Genomic DNA, 14,566 nt, shown 5'->3' with positions numbered 1-14,566 from the left:
AACACCTGATCCAGCCGTAGCGAGCGGAAGGGAGAGGTGGCCGAGAAGCGCAACCGTACTAAAGTACGGTGAGCATCGCAGGCCACCTATACCGACGCGCAGTAGGCTGGGGCAGGTGTCCGCTAACAACAACCTCCGCGCTTGCCGGCGCCGCCATAGCGGGCTTCCTGCCGTTCGCGGAAGAACTCTTCATACGTCATCATCGGCTCGCCGGGATGGGTCAATTCCCGGTGCGCCACGTAGGTGTCGTACTCGGGCAAGCCGCACATCAGCCGCATGCTTTGCCCCAGATACCGTCCCGCCTTGATGATTTCGTCGATCATCATTGCACCGTGGGCAAGGCCTGGAACGGCGTTTCCTTGGTGCTTGGCTTGCTGTCGGCGCGCGCCTTCAAGATGGTGCGGATGCCGAAGAACAGCACGCTGACGACGACGATCACGAAGAAGCCTGCCAGGCCGGCGTCCAGGTAATCGTTGAAGATGATCTGCTGCATCTGCGCCACGGACTTGGCCGGTGCCAGCAAGGTGCCTTCATCGAGTGCCGCCGAGTATTTCTTGGCGTGCGCCAGGAAGCCGACGCGCGGGTTGGCGTCGAAAATCTTTTGCCAGCCGGCCGTCAGGGTGCACAGCAGCAGCCAGATCGTTGGCAGGATCGTCACCCACGCATACTGGCCGCGCTTCATCTTGAACAGCACGCAGGTGCCGAGGATCAGCGCGATGGCCGCCAGCATCTGGTTGGCGATGCCGAACAGCGGCCACAGGGTATTGATGCCGCCCAGCGGATCGACCACGCCCTGGTACAGGAAGTAGCCCCAGGCCGCCACGCACAGGCCCGTGGCCAGCAGGTTGGCGATGACGTTTTCCGTCTGTTTCAGCGCTGGCACGAAGCTGCCCAGCAAGTCTTGCAGCATGAAGCGGCCCGCACGCGTGCCCGCATCGACGGCCGTCAGGATGAACAGCGCTTCGAACAGGATGGCGAAGTGGTACCAGAAGGCCATCATGGCCTTGCCGCCGATGGCGCCGGAGAGGATCTGCGCCATGCCGACGGCCAGGGTCGGTGCGCCGCCGGCGCGCGAGATGATGCTGTGCTCGCCAACGTCCTTGGCCGTCTGCGTCAGCATTTCCGGCGTGACATAGAAGCCCCACTGCGAGATGGCTTGCGCCGCCGATTCCGCCGTCGTGCCGATCAGGGCGGCCGGGCTGTTCATGGCGAAATAGATGCCAGGCTCGATGGTCGAGGCGGCCACCAGGGCCATGATGGCGACGAACGATTCCATCAGCATGGCGCCGTAGCCGATGAAGCGCGCATGGCTTTCGTTTTCAATCATCTTCGGCGTGGTGCCCGAGGAAATCAGCGCGTGGAAGCCGGAGACGGCGCCGCAAGCAATCGTGATGAACAGGAAGGGGAACAGATTGCCCGACCAGACGGGGCCCGTGCCATCGATGAACTTGGTCATGGCCGGCATTTTCAGGTAGGGCGCGACGACGATGATGCCGATGGCCAGGCCGAGAATCGTGCCGATTTTCAGGAACGTCGACAGGTAGTCGCGCGGCGCCAGCAGCAGCCACACGGGCAGCACGGACGCGATGAAGCCGTAGCCGATCAGCATCCACGTCAGTTCCGTGCCCGTAAATGTGAACATCGGGCCGAGCACCGCGTGTTCCTGCACGTACTGGCCGCCGATGATGGCCAGCATCAGCAGGACAAAGCCGATGATGGAAATTTCGCCGATACGCCCGACGCGGATGAAGCGCGAATACACGCCCATGAACAGGGCGATGGGGATCGTCGCCATCACGGTGAAGCTGCCCCATGGGGAGCCGGTCAGCGCCTTGACGACGATCAATGCCAGCACGGCCAGGATGATGACCATGATCATGAAGCAGCCGAGCAAGGCAATCATGCCGGGAATTTCGCCCAGCTCAGCCTTGATCAGGTCGCCCAGCGAGCGGCCATCGCGGCGCATGGAAATGAACAGCACGATAAAATCCTGCACGGCGCCGGCAAATACCACGCCCGCCAAAATCCACAGCATGCCGGGCAGATAGCCCATCTGTGCAGCCAGCACGGGGCCGACCAGGGGGCCGGCACCGGCAATCGCCGCGAAATGGTGGCCGAACAGCACGTATTTATTCGTCGGCACGTGGTCCAGGCCATCGTTGTGCTTGAAGGCCGGCGTCATGCGGCGCGGGTCCAGGCTCAGCACCTTGTCGGCAATGAACAGGCTGTAGAAGCGGTAAGCGATCAGGTAGACGCAGATGGCGGCGATGACGATCCAGATAGCGCTGATCGGTTCGCCACGTTGCAGGGCGACAACGCCCAGGGACCCGGCGCCAGCCAGCGCAAGCGCTGCCCAGCCGAGCTGTTTGAAAATGCGGTTCATGCTTCCTCCAGAGATTTGACGGGCGCTGTGCCGTGCGATGATGTGTGCCGCGGAGCCTGGTCGTCGCCAGTTTGGGTGCCACTCTTGGGGGTGTCCGCAGCTTATGGCTAGTATTCAGGAACCGTATAATCGTGGCAAGCGCAGCACTACGCAGTAACGCTCAGTATTACTACGCAGATCAAACAATGCGCCGCGACGTAAAATCACGCATTTCCACCATATCGACGCTGCCGGAGCGCCAGGCCATGAAACTCAGACAGAAAGTCATCTTCCTGGCCCTCACGCCGCTGATCCTGGCCCTGTGCGCCATCGCCTTTGCCGTGCGGCACCAGGCGAATACCCTGGCCGAGCAGCAGCGCGCCACCATCCAGCAAGCGTACCTGGCCAGCAAGGAAGCCGAACTCAAGCATTACGTGACCCTGGCCAGCCATTCCATCGCGTCCCTGTACCAGTCGGGGCGCAAGGATGCCGCCACGCAAGAAGAAGCCAAGCGCATCCTCGCCTCGCTCAGCTATGGCGACGATGGCTATTTCTTCATCTACGATTTGCAGGGCCGGTCGCTGATGCATCCGCGCCAGCCTGAGCTGGTGGGGCAGAACCTGTGGGAATTGCGTGATGCCGAGGGCAATCTGACCATCCAGCGCCTGATGCAGCGGGCGCGGAGCGGCGGCGGCTTCGAGCGCTACAACTGGATCAAGCCGTCGACGAATAAATCCGCACCGAAACTTGGCTATGTGATCCTGATGCCGGAGTGGGGCTGGATGATGGGCACCGGCATCTATATGGACGACGTCGACCAGGCGCTGGCGCAGGTCGATGCGCAGCAGTCGCGCAACATCCGCTCGACCATGGAATTGATCGCCGGCATCGCCATCCTCGGCTCGCTGCTGGTGGCCGCCTGCGGCCTGGTGCTGAACCTGCGCGAATTGAAGGTGGCCGATGCCAAGCTGAAAGTGCTGGCGCAGCGCGTGGTGGAGTCGCAGGAGGAGGAGCGGGCGCGGCTGTCGCGCGATTTGCATGACGGCATCAGCCAGTGGCTGGTATCGATCAAATTGCAGATCGAGGCGGGAATCGCGCGCCTGGGCGGCAACGCCGAGCAGAAAGAGAAAGCCCCGGCCACCTTCGAGCGCGCCGCCGAGCAGCTCAACAAGGTGCTGGGCGAAGTGCGGCGCATCTCGCACAACCTGCGCCCGGCCATCCTCGACGACCTGGGCCTGGCCGCCGCGCTCGACCATCTGGTGCATGAATTTAACGACAGCAGCAGCGCGCAAGCCAGTTTCACGGCCAGTCCGGCCACGGCGGGCGAAGGCTTGCCCGACATGGTGAATACCGTGCTGTTCCGCATCGCCCAGGAAGCGCTGACCAACAGCGAACGCCATGCGCACGCCAGCGCCGTCGAGGTCAGCCTGCACGAGGCGGGCAAGGCGGTGGAATTGCGCATCCAGGACAACGGCGGCGGCTTTGACTTCGACGGCATCGCCCTGCATCCGCAGCGCGGTATCGGCCTGCGCAACATGACGGAACGCATGGAAGCCATCGGCGGCAGCCTGCACATCACGTCCTCGCCGGCCGGCACCCTGGTGCTGGCACGGCTCGGCCTTCCTTCCACACATTAATGCACAGACAGAGAAGCACACAGAACCATGAGCGACATGATCAGAATTTTGCTGGTGGACGACCACCCCCTCGTGCGCGACGGCTTGCGCGCGCGCCTGGAAGCGGTGGCGCATTTCGACGTCGTGGCCGAGGCGGGCGGCGCCGATGAAGCGCTGGCCGCGGCGCGCGACCACCAGGTGGACCTGGTGCTGATGGACATCAACATGCGCGGCACCAACGGCATCGAAGCGACCGCGCTGTTCAAGCAGGCGTTTCCGCAAATCGCCGTGCTGATCCTGTCCATGCACGACAAGCTCGAATATGTTTCGCAAGCCATCGCGGCCGGTGCGCGAGGCTATGTGCTCAAGGATGCGCCGGGCAAAGATATCGTCTTTGCCATCGACACCGTGATGTCGGGCGGCATCTATTACAGCGCGGCGCTGGCGCGGCAATTGTCGCGCCCGCAGGTCCACGATTCCTTCCTCACCACGCGCGAGCAGCAAGTGCTGCAGCACATCGCGGCGGGCCAGTCGAACAAGCAGATCGCCCGCGACCTGGACCTGAGCGTGCGCACCGTGGAGACGCACCGTCTGAACATCAAGCGCAAGCTGGGCATCGAAGGGCAGGCCGAATTGATCAAGTACGCGGTCGAGCACGCCCATGGCGGCGGCACCTGAACGGTGCTGGCAGGACACGGTATTTTCCGCAAACCCGCATGGCAGGCGGGTCTCACGGGGGAATGTTTTTTTTGAACATTTATTGCCAAAATTAAACTGTTTCGTGGGTGAGATTCAGATAGAATGATTCTTCGCTGTCGAAATGGCATCCCTGCCGGGCCAGGGTTGCCAATGCTGGTCAGTTTATTTACTATGGCGCCCTACCCACACTGAGATACCGATGTCAGCGTCTGAATCAAACCTGTTTCCTTTGGTGGGATTACAAGCAGTTGCCAATGCTCATAACGAGTGGGTGGCTGTCACCTTGCATGTAGCACAGCCATCGACGGCACCGTTGCTGACGGCGCTGGCCGCTGCCGATGCGTATGCCTTCCTGGCGCCGCTCGACTGCATCATTCCCCTGGCCGACCCGCATGGCGTGGACGAGGCCGTACTGGCGCAACTGGCGCCGCGACGCACCATCTTCCGTTTGCCGGCGCATTTTGCCAGCGACAAGCAGATCCAGAAAAAATCCCAGCAATGGCGCGACGCCGGCTACCGCATCCTCCTCGACGGGCCAGGCGCCGGTCCCGTGGCGGCGGCGCAGGTCGAGGCGCGCGCACTGGCCATCGACGCGGCGGGAGAACTGCCGGGCCTGCATCAATTGCTGCCCTTGCCCGGACCCCACCTGGCCTACAACATCGGCGACGCCCAGCGTCTGGCTTCGCTGCAGGAGCTGGGCGTGAGCTGGTTTGCCGGCGACTACGCGCTGCAGCATGCGCGCCAGCAAAGCGAGCCAGAAGACGCCACCTCGCGCAAGCGCCTGCTGGCGCTGCTGGGCTTGCTGGCCCGCGATGCCGACGCGCATGAGCTGGAAGTGCCGCTCAAGCGAGACCCGGCCCTCAGTTACCACCTCTTGAAATTGGTCAACTCGGCCGCCTTTGGCTTCACGGCGCCGATTACCGGCTTCAGCCAGGCCATCACCCTGCTGGGCCGCCGCCAGTTGCAGCGCTGGCTGCAACTGCTGCTGTACGCGCGCCAGCAAGACGACGGCAAGATCCACGCGCTGCTGCCGCTGGCGGCCGTGCGCGCGGCACAGATGGAAGCGCTGTGCCAGCTGCGCGGCGGCGACCGCGACGCGCAGGACCTGGCTTTCATGGCCGGCGTGTTTTCCCTGCTGGACCTCCTGCTGGGCATGCCGATGGAAGAGATCATCGCCACCCTGAACCTGGCGCCCGCCGTCAGCGCTGCCTTGCTGGAGCGCAGCGGCGAGCTGGGCACCCTGCTGGCGCTGGTCGAAAGCGCGGCGCCGCCGCCCGACAGCTTGCGCCACGCCGGCATCGATGGAGAAACCTATTGGCGCAGCCTGCTACAGGCGTACCAGTGGGCCATCCAGGTCAGCCGGAATCTGTAGCATGGCCGTGCTGCCGGTGTCGGATTTCCTCAGTGATAGCGCCGCCCTGTGCGACGCCGTCGTGCGCTTGCGCGGTCCCGCGCTGATGGCCGAGCTGGGCCGCATCGCCAGCGCCGTCATGGCCAGCCCGTATTGCCAGTTCCTGCCGTCCGGCAACGCCGACGCCATCACGCCGCCCACGCCGTTTCCGAACGACACGCCCGCCTTGCTGCAGGAAGTCAGTTTCGATGGGCATTGCTACGGCCATTACGCCGTGGCCGGCCGCATTGCCTACAACGACGCCGACCGCCGCCACCTGGCCAGCCTGGCATCGTTGACGGCGGGCGTGCTGCAAGTGCATGCGCTGGCGCAGCGCTCGACCCATGCTTACGCGCAAGTCGAAGCCTTGCTGGCGCAGCAGACGCAAATTCTCGACCAGCTGCACGAATCCGTGCTGACGATGGACTTGACCGGTTACATCACCAGCTGGAACAAGGGCGCCGAACGGCTGTTCGGCTACACCTCGGTGGAAGCCGTGGGCCGCAACATTTTGTTCCTGTACGACGACGAGGACACGGGTTTCCACGATGCCTTCCTGGAGCAGGGCGGGCGTTTGATGGAGGTGCGCCGCCGCAAGAAGTCAGGCGAGATCTTCTGGGCCAGCCTGTCCCTGTCGCCGCTGCAGGACATGGACGACAAGCCTATCGGACTGATCGCCTATCTGACGGACATTACCGAGCGCAAGCTGGCCGAAGAGCGTTTGCACCACCTGGCCTATTATGACCCGCTGACCAGCCTGCCCAACCGCACCCTGCTGGCCAAGCTGGTGGACCAGGCCCTCTCCGTGGCGCAGCGCAGCAAGATGCTCGGCTGCGTGCTGTTCATCGACCTGAACCGTTTTAAACTGATCAACGACACCCTGGGCCGGCGCATCGGCGACGAGCTGCTGCGGCAGGTCTCCTTGCGTTTCCGCCAGGTACTGCGCGACCAGGACCTGGTGGCGCGCCTGGGTGGCGACGAGTTCGCCGTCGGCCTGTTCGACATCGGCCAGCATTTTGAGGCGAGCATGGTTTCGCAGAAACTGCTCGCCTCCCTGGTGGAACCGTTCCTGATCGAAGGCCACGACCTGCGCGTGGGCGCCAGCATCGGCATCAGTGTGTATCCGCAAGACGGGCAGGACGCGGAAACCCTGCTGCGCCTGGCCGACATCGCCATGTACCGTGCCAAGCAGGACAGTGGTGGCGAAGCGGAAAGCGTGGCTTTCTACAGCCAGGACATGAATCTGGGCATGCAGGCGCGCATGCGCCTGGAAACGGGCTTGCGCCAGGCCCTGTCCGAGCAGCAGCTGATGCTGCACTACCAGCCGAAATACGCGCTGGCAAGCGGACGCATCATCGGCGCCGAAGCGCTGGTGCGCTGGCACCATCCGCAGCACGGCATGATCCCGCCCGCCGAATTCATTCCCCTGGCCGAATCGACGGGTCTGGTGGTGCAAGTGGGCGAATGGGTGCTGGAAGCGGCCTGTGCCCAGGCGCAAGCGTGGAAACTGGCCGGCCTGCCGCCGATCCGCCTGGCCGTGAACGTTTCCGCCCGCGAATTCACCTCGGCCTTGCCCGCCAGGGTGGCGGCAACCCTGGCCCGCTACGGCCTGGAAGCGGACTGGCTGGAACTGGAAATCACGGAAAGCACCCTGATGCACAACATCGAGCGCGTGATCGGTATCATGGACCGCATCACGGCCCTGGGCGTAGCCCTGTCGCTCGACGACTTCGGCACCGGCTATTCCAGCCTGTCCTACCTGAAACGCTTCCCCATCGATACATTAAAGATCGACCGATCATTTACCACCGGCATCCCCACCGACGCCAGCGACTGCGCCATCGCCAGCACCATCATCAGCATCGCCCAGCAGCTGCACCACAAAGTGATCGCCGAAGGCGTGGAAACGGCCGAACAGCTGGCCTTCCTGAAAAGCTCGGGCTGCGACGAAGTGCAAGGCTACCTGTTCTCGCGCCCGCTGCCGGCGGGAGAGTTCGAACGGGCCTTGCGGGCGAATTGGGGCGTCTAACGTTGGCATGCCAGCGCGTGTGCAGAACTCGCAGGCGAATCGCCGGAGGGGGCGTACCGGGCGCGTACGCCCCCAGAGCTTGCTTTTCGGACTTTAATGTGCGGCACCGACCACTCGCCATTGGTAAGCCCCCGACCTTTATGTATAATGCTGCCATCTGGAAGCGTGGCCGAGTGGTTGAAGGCACTAGTCTTGAAAACTAGCGACGGGTTAAACTGTTCGTGAGTTCGAATCTCACCGCTTCCGCCAGAAATATGAAAATAAGCCCTTGATTATCAAGGGCTTATTTTTTTTTGTGCCGTCGCCTGAAAAATCCCTTATGTAAAACTTCATTTTCAACTTAGCGCTAATTTGCGGAAATGGTTTCCGCAACTCGCCGCTAGCGGGTAGGGCGGACAGCCTGGCCAATGCGCCGATAGACCTTTTCCGTGATGACTTTTTCACTATGCCCCAGCAGAGAGCTGGCGGCGCCCAGGTCGGCAATGTCGCTGGCGGAGCGCGCCCGGATATCGCGGAACTGGAAGGCTTTGATGCGGCTGGCCAGCTCCTCGTCGCCAGCTTTTAGCGCCAGTTCCGCTGCAGCTTTCGCCATCGCGTCGGCCAGCGCCTCGCGCGCGAAGTACCAGGTGGCGCCGATCTGGCGGCTTTTGAGAATGGCGCGCGTGCGCTGGTCGCCATTGCGATACCAAACTTTCTGGTAATCGAACAGCGAATCCTGGAAGGCGTCGAGCAGCTGGATTTTCTGTTCTTCGCTGAAATCGTTACGCGTCGGTTTCTTCTTCGGGCCAGCATTGCGGTTCGCCAGCTTGGGGTTGAGATCGACCTCGTTGCCGCCCGGTTGTTCATAGCGGCGCACGCGCACCATCTGCACGATGGTGCGCGCCAGCAAATCGATTTCCTTGTAGTCGCTGCCGCTCTTGACCTCTTTTTCGATCAGTTTCACCAGGCGCAGCTCGGCCGACGCTTCCACGTGCTCGATGGCTTGCGCCTTGTCCCACTCGTCGCGCTCTTTCCAGCTATTGATGGTGCTGCGCTTGATCCCCACCATGCCTAAATCCCAATTCTTCCGCGTCGCCAACCGAGTGACGAGCTATGCGTACAACCATGATCGTCAGGTGAGCTCGATTAGCTATCCTGAAGGGAGCGTTGCTCGTTACCAATACAATGCAGCAGGCCGGTTGGAATATATCGGGAATGCACTTAATGAATTTGCTCACTTGGCTGTCGATGTGCCAGGCAATAAAGTGCGCACAAGTTCCCCAAGGCATTCCGCTGCATTAAATGGCACAGTACCCGTCGCTGTTGCCACTACCGAATTTAGTAGCACTACCGTACTTGATTCGTTGGGGCGTCCTTACACGGGCCTGGGCAATAATGGCCAGCGGCTGGAGACTCGATATGATAAGAACGGCAACGTAACGAGCAGTACAGATGCCCAGGGGCGCATTACCTCTTATGAGTACGATGCAGCCAACCGCCTGGAACGTACCACTGCACCGGATGGCGGTGTGACGGTCATGGATTATGATTCTCGTGGCAACCTGGAGTCGGTGACCGATCCTCGTCCGCTGCAAACGCGTTATTCCTATAACGGTTTCGGCCAGGTCACGAGCATCGTCAGCCCGGATACGGGGACCACGAACTTTATCTATGACAACTCCGGCCGCCTGAGTGCGGAAGAAAAAGCAGATGGCAAAATCATCCTGTATTCATGGGACAGCTTGGGGCGCAAGCGATCCCGAGTCAGCGGCGGTCTCACAGAAACCTTTTCTTATGACGAGGGGCCCTATGGCAAGGGACGTCTGACCAGTTTTACGGATGCAATAAGCGAAACCAAGTATTCTTATAATGCCAACGGCGAGCTGCTTTCTCAAATCAACAGCGTATGGGGCGAAGTATTCACGACGAATTGGAATTACGATGCGGCAGGGCGCCTCACCAGCATGACCTATCCGCGTGGTCTGGTTCTCAACTACAGCTATGATGGTATCGGTCGCGTGTCCAAGATCACGAGTAATCTAGGCGGGACATGGACAACCATCGCTGACTCATTTCTGTATCAGCCAGCTGGTGGCGCTCGCTATGCCTGGCGCTTCGGCAATAACTCCCCGCGCATCATCCAACTCGATTCAGATGCGTTGGTGATCCAAGTAGCCGGAAATGCCCAGAACACCTCGTATGCCTACTCAAATTTGGGATTGCTGGACAGCATGACCGACTATTTCTATCCCACATTGTCGCAGTCAATTAGTTACGATGGGAGCGGCCGGGTAACGGGGATTTCACGCAGTAGTGACCCGCAGAGCTTCTCATGGGATCAGGCGGGTAATCGTACGGGGCAAAGTCGAAAAGGAAGCAGCTATAGCTTCGTGTCGGATCCCCATAGCAACCGCTTGGCGTCATGGAGTGGCAACGGCCAGTTTCGACAATTTGCTTACGATGCCGTCGGCAACGTGGCGAGCGAAACGCGGCATGACGGTACGCGAAGCTATGCATATGATGCGTTTAATCGCCTTACGGGGTTTAGCGTTAACGGTACGTTAACAGCCGTTTATTTAATGAATGCATTCAATCAGCGCATCTTTAAAAATACACTAAATGGAGGCGTAATAGCCATCTATGGCCCTGATGGCGCGTTGCTGATGGAAGAAGGCATGTTGAATACCAGCTATGTCTGGTTAGGTGGAGAGATGCTTGGCGTGCTGCGCAACGGCCAGTTCTACGCCAGCCACAACGACAAGCTGGGGCGACCGGAAGTGCTGACCGGCTCGACTGGTGCCGTTGCCTGGCACGCCAACAATAATGCTTTTGACCGTACTGTCAACATTGATATGATCGGCGGCATGCATGTCGGCTTCCCGGGTCAGTATTACGACACAGAGTCAGGGCTGTGGTACAACTGGCATCGTTACTACGATGCAATGCTAGGACGGTATTTGCAAAGTGATCCAATTGGATTGGCAGGAGGAATAAATACTTACAGTTACGTAGATGGAAACCCAATAAATAAAATCGATCCTAAAGGGTTGTTAACACAATGTAGAAGTGGGCTGAGCGCACTTAGAGGAAAAATAATAGGGCCACTTCGACATGAGTTCTCTTGCTTTACGAATTTGGATGGCAATCTCGAATGCAAAGGATTTGGACGATCCAGTGGTAGCAGTGCACTTTCTGCGATCATTAGTACTGTTCCTGGAGTTATCTTAACAGGGGCAGAGAATTTCTCGACGGGAAGCTCACAATTTCAAGATAACAACTGTGACCCAGAAGAGGTAAACCAATGCATGGATTTCTGCGTTAGCAGCATGTATTCAAGCCTTGAAAAAAATGGCGCAACAAAATATAGCTGGACCAATTCTGGCGCATCACAGTGCAAAGCAATGAATAGTTCCATTGTTGAAAACTGCAGAAAATCTTGCAACTTAAAATAGCCAGCCCCACCAACATTCGATGAATTTTATAAAATAAAATGGATAAAATATTTAATAAGATAATAAAAATAAATATCACGCTATACATGCTATTTATAATTTGCCTTTTTTTTATTCCTAAAACAGCAAGTTTATGGTGCATATTTACTGCACCGCTTATGTGGTCCATGTTGATTTTTTATGCAGCAATTAGTGAAAAAACACTCACAAAAAGAATAATTTATCTATGGTTAATGGCTGACCTCATGTCACTACTTTTAGCATCAAACTCTTATGCTGACTACTCGAATAGAAATGATTCTGAAATTTATTACATGATCGTATTTCTCCCCATATTCCTACCTGGATTTATATTATCCATACTAACCAACAAGATATTCGACTGGGCAATATTTTTTAAATGGCTTAACGAAATTTTACTACAGCAAGGAATGCCCATCGAAATACGGAACTGGCTTGAATTTTCCGTATTCTCAATAATATCGACAATTATATTTCTTTCAACCACTGCCGTCATAAGAAAAATGAACAAAAAAAGAAAAAGAGAAAAATATTTTTTAGTTAAAAAATAGAATCCAAATTTAGCATTTCAATATAAACCGAAAACAGTAACGTTGGGCAAGCTCCCCTGTCATGTATAAATTTTTTTGAGTTGCCCAATATTTTCAATGGAATACGACCATCAACCTAAAATACAACTACAAAACGTAACTTAGGCACTAAACCACTTATCAACCCGCCCCTGCGTGCATCCGCACGCGGACTTCGGCAACATGCATTGCATGAACGCCGACCTGTCCGACCTCCTTCGCTTGCTTCAAAACCTGATCCGCCTGGGCACCATCGCCGAGGTCAACGGGGCCAAGGCGCGCGTCCAGCTCGGCCCTAACCTCACCACCGAATGGCTGAAATGGGCCACCCGGCGCGCCGGCAGCACCCGCACCTGGTCAGCGCCCACGGTCGGCGAACAGGTGATCGTCTTTTCCCCAGGCGGCGACCTGACGCGCGGCATCATCCTGCCGGCGCTGTACTCCCAGGAATTTGACGCCCCCGAAACCAATCCCACCGTCCACACCACGCATTATCCCGACGGCGCCGTGGTGCAGTACGACCATGCGGCCCACGCCCTGACGGCCACGCTGCCCGGCGGCACCGCCACCGTCACGGCCGACAAGGTGACGTCCAACGCGCCCAGCACCATTTGCACGGGCGACCTGACCGTCATGAAAAACCTGATCGTCATGCAAAACACCACCGTCCAGGGCGCCACCACCCTAAACGGCGGCGTGAACGCCAAGGCCGGCGCCGCTGGCGGCGTGGCCATGGCCGTGCAAGGGACGGTCAAAGCCAGCGACGACGTGCTGGCCGGCGCCATCAGCTTGCTCAAGCATCCGCACGGCGGCGTCAAAGCCGGCGGCGACCAGTCGGGCGGGCCGCAAGCATGATGGGCATGCACGCCGCCACCGGTCGCAGCCTGACGGGCCTGGACCATCTGCGCCAGTCCGTCGCCGACATTCTCACCACGCCGACGGGGCGCAATCAAATCTTCCTGTCGGCTTCCAAGAGCCAGGCGCACGTCTTCAAGCAATACATCGTGCAATTCGCGCGCGAGGCGGCCGGCATCGAGCTGACGGGCGATCCCATCGTCTTGCCGAACGGCGCGCACCTGTACTTCCTGGGCACCAACGCGCGCACGGCGCAGGGCTACCACGGCAATTTCTACTTCGATGAATTCTTCTGGACGCAGAACTTCCAGGAGTTGAACAAGGTTGCCTCGGGCATGGCCATCCACAAGAAATGGCGCAAGACGTATTTCTCGACGCCATCCTCGACCACGCACCAGGCCTATCCGTTCTGGACGGGCGAGCTGTTCAACAAGCGCCGCGCCAAGGCCGACCAGGTCAATATCGACGTGAGCCATGGCCGCCTGTCGTCGGGTTTTACGGGCGAGGACAAGATCTGGCGCCAGATCGTCACCATCCTGGACGCCGAGCGCGGCGGCTGCAATCTGTTCGACATCGACGAGCTGCGCAACTTCGAATACAGCCCCGACCAGTTCGACAACCTGCTGATGTGCAATTTTATCGACGACTCGGCCTCGGTCTTCCCGCTGGCCGAGCTGCAGCGCTGCATGGTCGATTCCTGGGTCGAGTGGGACGACTACAAGCCGTTGCTGGGCCTGCGCCCGTTCGGCAACCGGCCCGTGTGGATCGGCTACGACCCGGCCTTGAACGGCGACAGCGCCGGCTGCGTGGTGCTGGCGCCGCCCATGACGGCCGGCGGCAAGTTCCGCATCCTGGAGCGCCACCAGTGGCGCGGGCAAAGCTTCGAAGACCACGCCGACGCGATCCGCCAGATGACCGGCCGTTACAACGTCGAGTACATCGGCATCGACACGACCGGCATGGGCATCGGCGTGCTGCCGATCGTGCGCGGCTTCTTCCCGGCCGTCACGGCCCTGAACTACTCGCCCGAAGTCAAAACCCGCATGGTGCTGAAAGCCAAAAACATCATCAGCAAGGGCCGGCTGGAGTTTGACGCCGGCTGGACGGACATCGCGCAGTCCTTCATGGCCATCCACAAGACCCTGACCCCCAGCGGGCGGCACGTCACGTATGTCGCCGGCCGCAGCGATGAAACCGGGCACGCCGATCTGGCGTGGGCCTGCATGCACGCCCTCGATCACGAGCCATTCGAAGGCACCACCGACAACCACCATTCTTTCATGGAGATTTATTCTTGAGCAAAGCACGACACTTGCGCGCGCGCGGCCAGCAGGCCCAGGGCGCACCATCAACAGCGGCCATGGCCACGGCGCCGGCCGCCGCCGGCATCGAGGCGTTTTCCTTCGGCGACCCGACGCCCGTGCTCGAGCACGCCGATATTCTGGACTGCTTCGAATGCTGGAAGAACGGCCACTGGTATGCGGCGCTGCTTGCCCAACCTCTCCTTTGTACGACCGATACTTTTTGGGCCGTACCAGCGACTTGAGGCCGAGCTTACGCATCAGGCTTTGAATGGTCTTGTGGTTGACCTTCT

General features: G+C 59.5%; 10 protein-coding genes, 1 tRNA gene and 1 pseudogene. 9 read left to right on the top strand and 3 right to left on the bottom strand.

Features of this window, described 5'->3' with window-relative positions:
• Window positions 1-122 precede the first annotated feature (122 nt).
• On the bottom strand, window positions 123-323 hold the full coding sequence (locus tag ACQ4WR_RS25285; RefSeq protein ID WP_314632126.1) for a YbdD/YjiX family protein: 201 nt from the start codon (window positions 321-323) through the stop codon (window positions 123-125).
• The gene (locus ACQ4WR_RS25280) at window positions 323-2,383 is read right to left on the bottom strand and encodes a carbon starvation CstA family protein (RefSeq protein ID WP_102292458.1); all 2,061 of its coding nucleotides are present in this window, start codon (window positions 2,381-2,383) and stop codon (window positions 323-325) included. Before ACQ4WR_RS25280 ends, ACQ4WR_RS25285 begins: the two co-directional genes overlap by 1 nt.
• Window positions 2,384-2,628: 245 nt before the next feature.
• Here ACQ4WR_RS25280 and ACQ4WR_RS25275 point away from each other — a divergent pair, with 245 nt between their 5' ends.
• From ACQ4WR_RS25275 to ACQ4WR_RS25255, 5 genes are all read left to right on the top strand, one after another.
• Window positions 2,629-3,999 carry a cache domain-containing protein gene (locus ACQ4WR_RS25275; RefSeq protein WP_436490663.1) on the top strand — a complete coding sequence of 457 codons (1,371 nt, stop codon included), beginning with the start codon at window positions 2,629-2,631 and terminating at the stop codon, window positions 3,997-3,999.
• 27 nt (window positions 4,000-4,026) lie between these two features.
• Window positions 4,027-4,656, top strand: coding sequence for a response regulator (locus tag ACQ4WR_RS25270; protein ID WP_102292457.1), 630 nt, complete (start codon window positions 4,027-4,029; stop codon window positions 4,654-4,656).
• Between the two features lie 304 nt (window positions 4,657-4,960).
• Window positions 4,961-6,049, top strand: coding sequence for an EAL and HDOD domain-containing protein (locus tag ACQ4WR_RS25265; RefSeq protein ID WP_436490661.1), 1,089 nt, complete (start codon window positions 4,961-4,963; stop codon window positions 6,047-6,049).
• 1 nt (window position 6,050) lies between these two features.
• A complete protein-coding gene (locus ACQ4WR_RS25260; protein WP_436490659.1) occupies window positions 6,051-8,096 on the top strand; it encodes a putative bifunctional diguanylate cyclase/phosphodiesterase in 2,046 nt (681 codons plus the stop codon).
• Window positions 8,097-8,255: 159 nt separating this feature from the next.
• A tRNA-Ser gene (locus ACQ4WR_RS25255) sits at window positions 8,256-8,345 on the top strand.
• Window positions 8,346-8,475: 130 nt separating this feature from the next.
• On the opposite strand, the gene ACQ4WR_RS25250 is transcribed toward ACQ4WR_RS25255, so the two are convergent.
• On the bottom strand, window positions 8,476-9,144 hold the full coding sequence (locus ACQ4WR_RS25250) for a terminase gpP N-terminus-related DNA-binding protein (protein WP_436490657.1): 669 nt from the start codon (window positions 9,142-9,144) through the stop codon (window positions 8,476-8,478).
• Between ACQ4WR_RS25250 and ACQ4WR_RS25245 the strand changes: the two genes are divergently transcribed.
• The 4 genes and pseudogenes from ACQ4WR_RS25245 to ACQ4WR_RS25230 all read left to right on the top strand — a co-directional run bounded on the left by ACQ4WR_RS25245 (window position 9,143) and on the right by ACQ4WR_RS25230 (window position 14,518).
• Entirely contained in the window at window positions 9,143-11,527 is a 2,385-nt protein-coding gene (locus tag ACQ4WR_RS25245; RefSeq protein ID WP_436490655.1) for an RHS repeat-associated core domain-containing protein, read from the top strand. The two genes, ACQ4WR_RS25250 and ACQ4WR_RS25245, sit on opposite strands and share 2 nt — an antisense overlap.
• A gap of 782 nt (window positions 11,528-12,309) precedes the next feature.
• Complete coding sequence (locus ACQ4WR_RS25240; RefSeq protein WP_436490653.1) at window positions 12,310-12,972, top strand: phage baseplate assembly protein V; 663 nt, start codon at window positions 12,310-12,312, stop codon at window positions 12,970-12,972.
• Between the two features lie 50 nt (window positions 12,973-13,022).
• A pseudogene (locus tag ACQ4WR_RS25235) lies at window positions 13,023-14,270 on the top strand (terminase large subunit domain-containing protein); the annotation flags it as partial.
• On the top strand, window positions 14,267-14,518 hold the full coding sequence (locus ACQ4WR_RS25230; RefSeq protein ID WP_436490651.1) for a hypothetical protein: 252 nt from the start codon (window positions 14,267-14,269) through the stop codon (window positions 14,516-14,518). The pseudogene ACQ4WR_RS25235 and the gene ACQ4WR_RS25230, both read left to right, overlap by 4 nt.
• The last annotated feature ends 48 nt before the right edge of the window (window positions 14,519-14,566 follow it).

It is taken from the genome of Janthinobacterium amylolyticum (assembly GCF_051380655.1).
Classification (GTDB): domain Bacteria; phylum Pseudomonadota; class Gammaproteobacteria; order Burkholderiales; family Burkholderiaceae_D; genus Janthinobacterium.
Note: the sequence above shows the minus strand (reverse complement) of the source record. Positions and strands in the feature narration are given on the sequence as shown.

Bases quoted from the DNA above. Each gene is read 5' to 3' on its own strand.
- ACQ4WR_RS25260 (WP_436490659.1), top strand. From the start codon at position 6,051: ATGGCCGTGCTGCCGGTGTCGGATTTCCTCAGTGATAGCGCCGCCCTG.
- ACQ4WR_RS25240 (WP_436490653.1), top strand. From the start codon at position 12,310: ATGAACGCCGACCTGTCCGACCTCCTTCGCTTGCTTCAAAACCTGATC.
- ACQ4WR_RS25275 (WP_436490663.1), top strand. From the start codon at position 2,629: ATGAAACTCAGACAGAAAGTCATCTTCCTGGCCCTCACGCCGCTGATC.
- ACQ4WR_RS25245 (WP_436490655.1), top strand. From the start codon at position 9,143: ATGCCTAAATCCCAATTCTTCCGCGTCGCCAACCGAGTGACGAGCTAT.
- ACQ4WR_RS25250 (WP_436490657.1), bottom strand. From the start codon at position 9,144: ATGGTGGGGATCAAGCGCAGCACCATCAATAGCTGGAAAGAGCGCGAC.
- ACQ4WR_RS25285 (WP_314632126.1), bottom strand. From the start codon at position 323: ATGATCGACGAAATCATCAAGGCGGGACGGTATCTGGGGCAAAGCATG.
- ACQ4WR_RS25270 (WP_102292457.1), top strand. From the start codon at position 4,027: ATGAGCGACATGATCAGAATTTTGCTGGTGGACGACCACCCCCTCGTG.
- ACQ4WR_RS25280 (WP_102292458.1), bottom strand. From the start codon at position 2,383: ATGAACCGCATTTTCAAACAGCTCGGCTGGGCAGCGCTTGCGCTGGCT.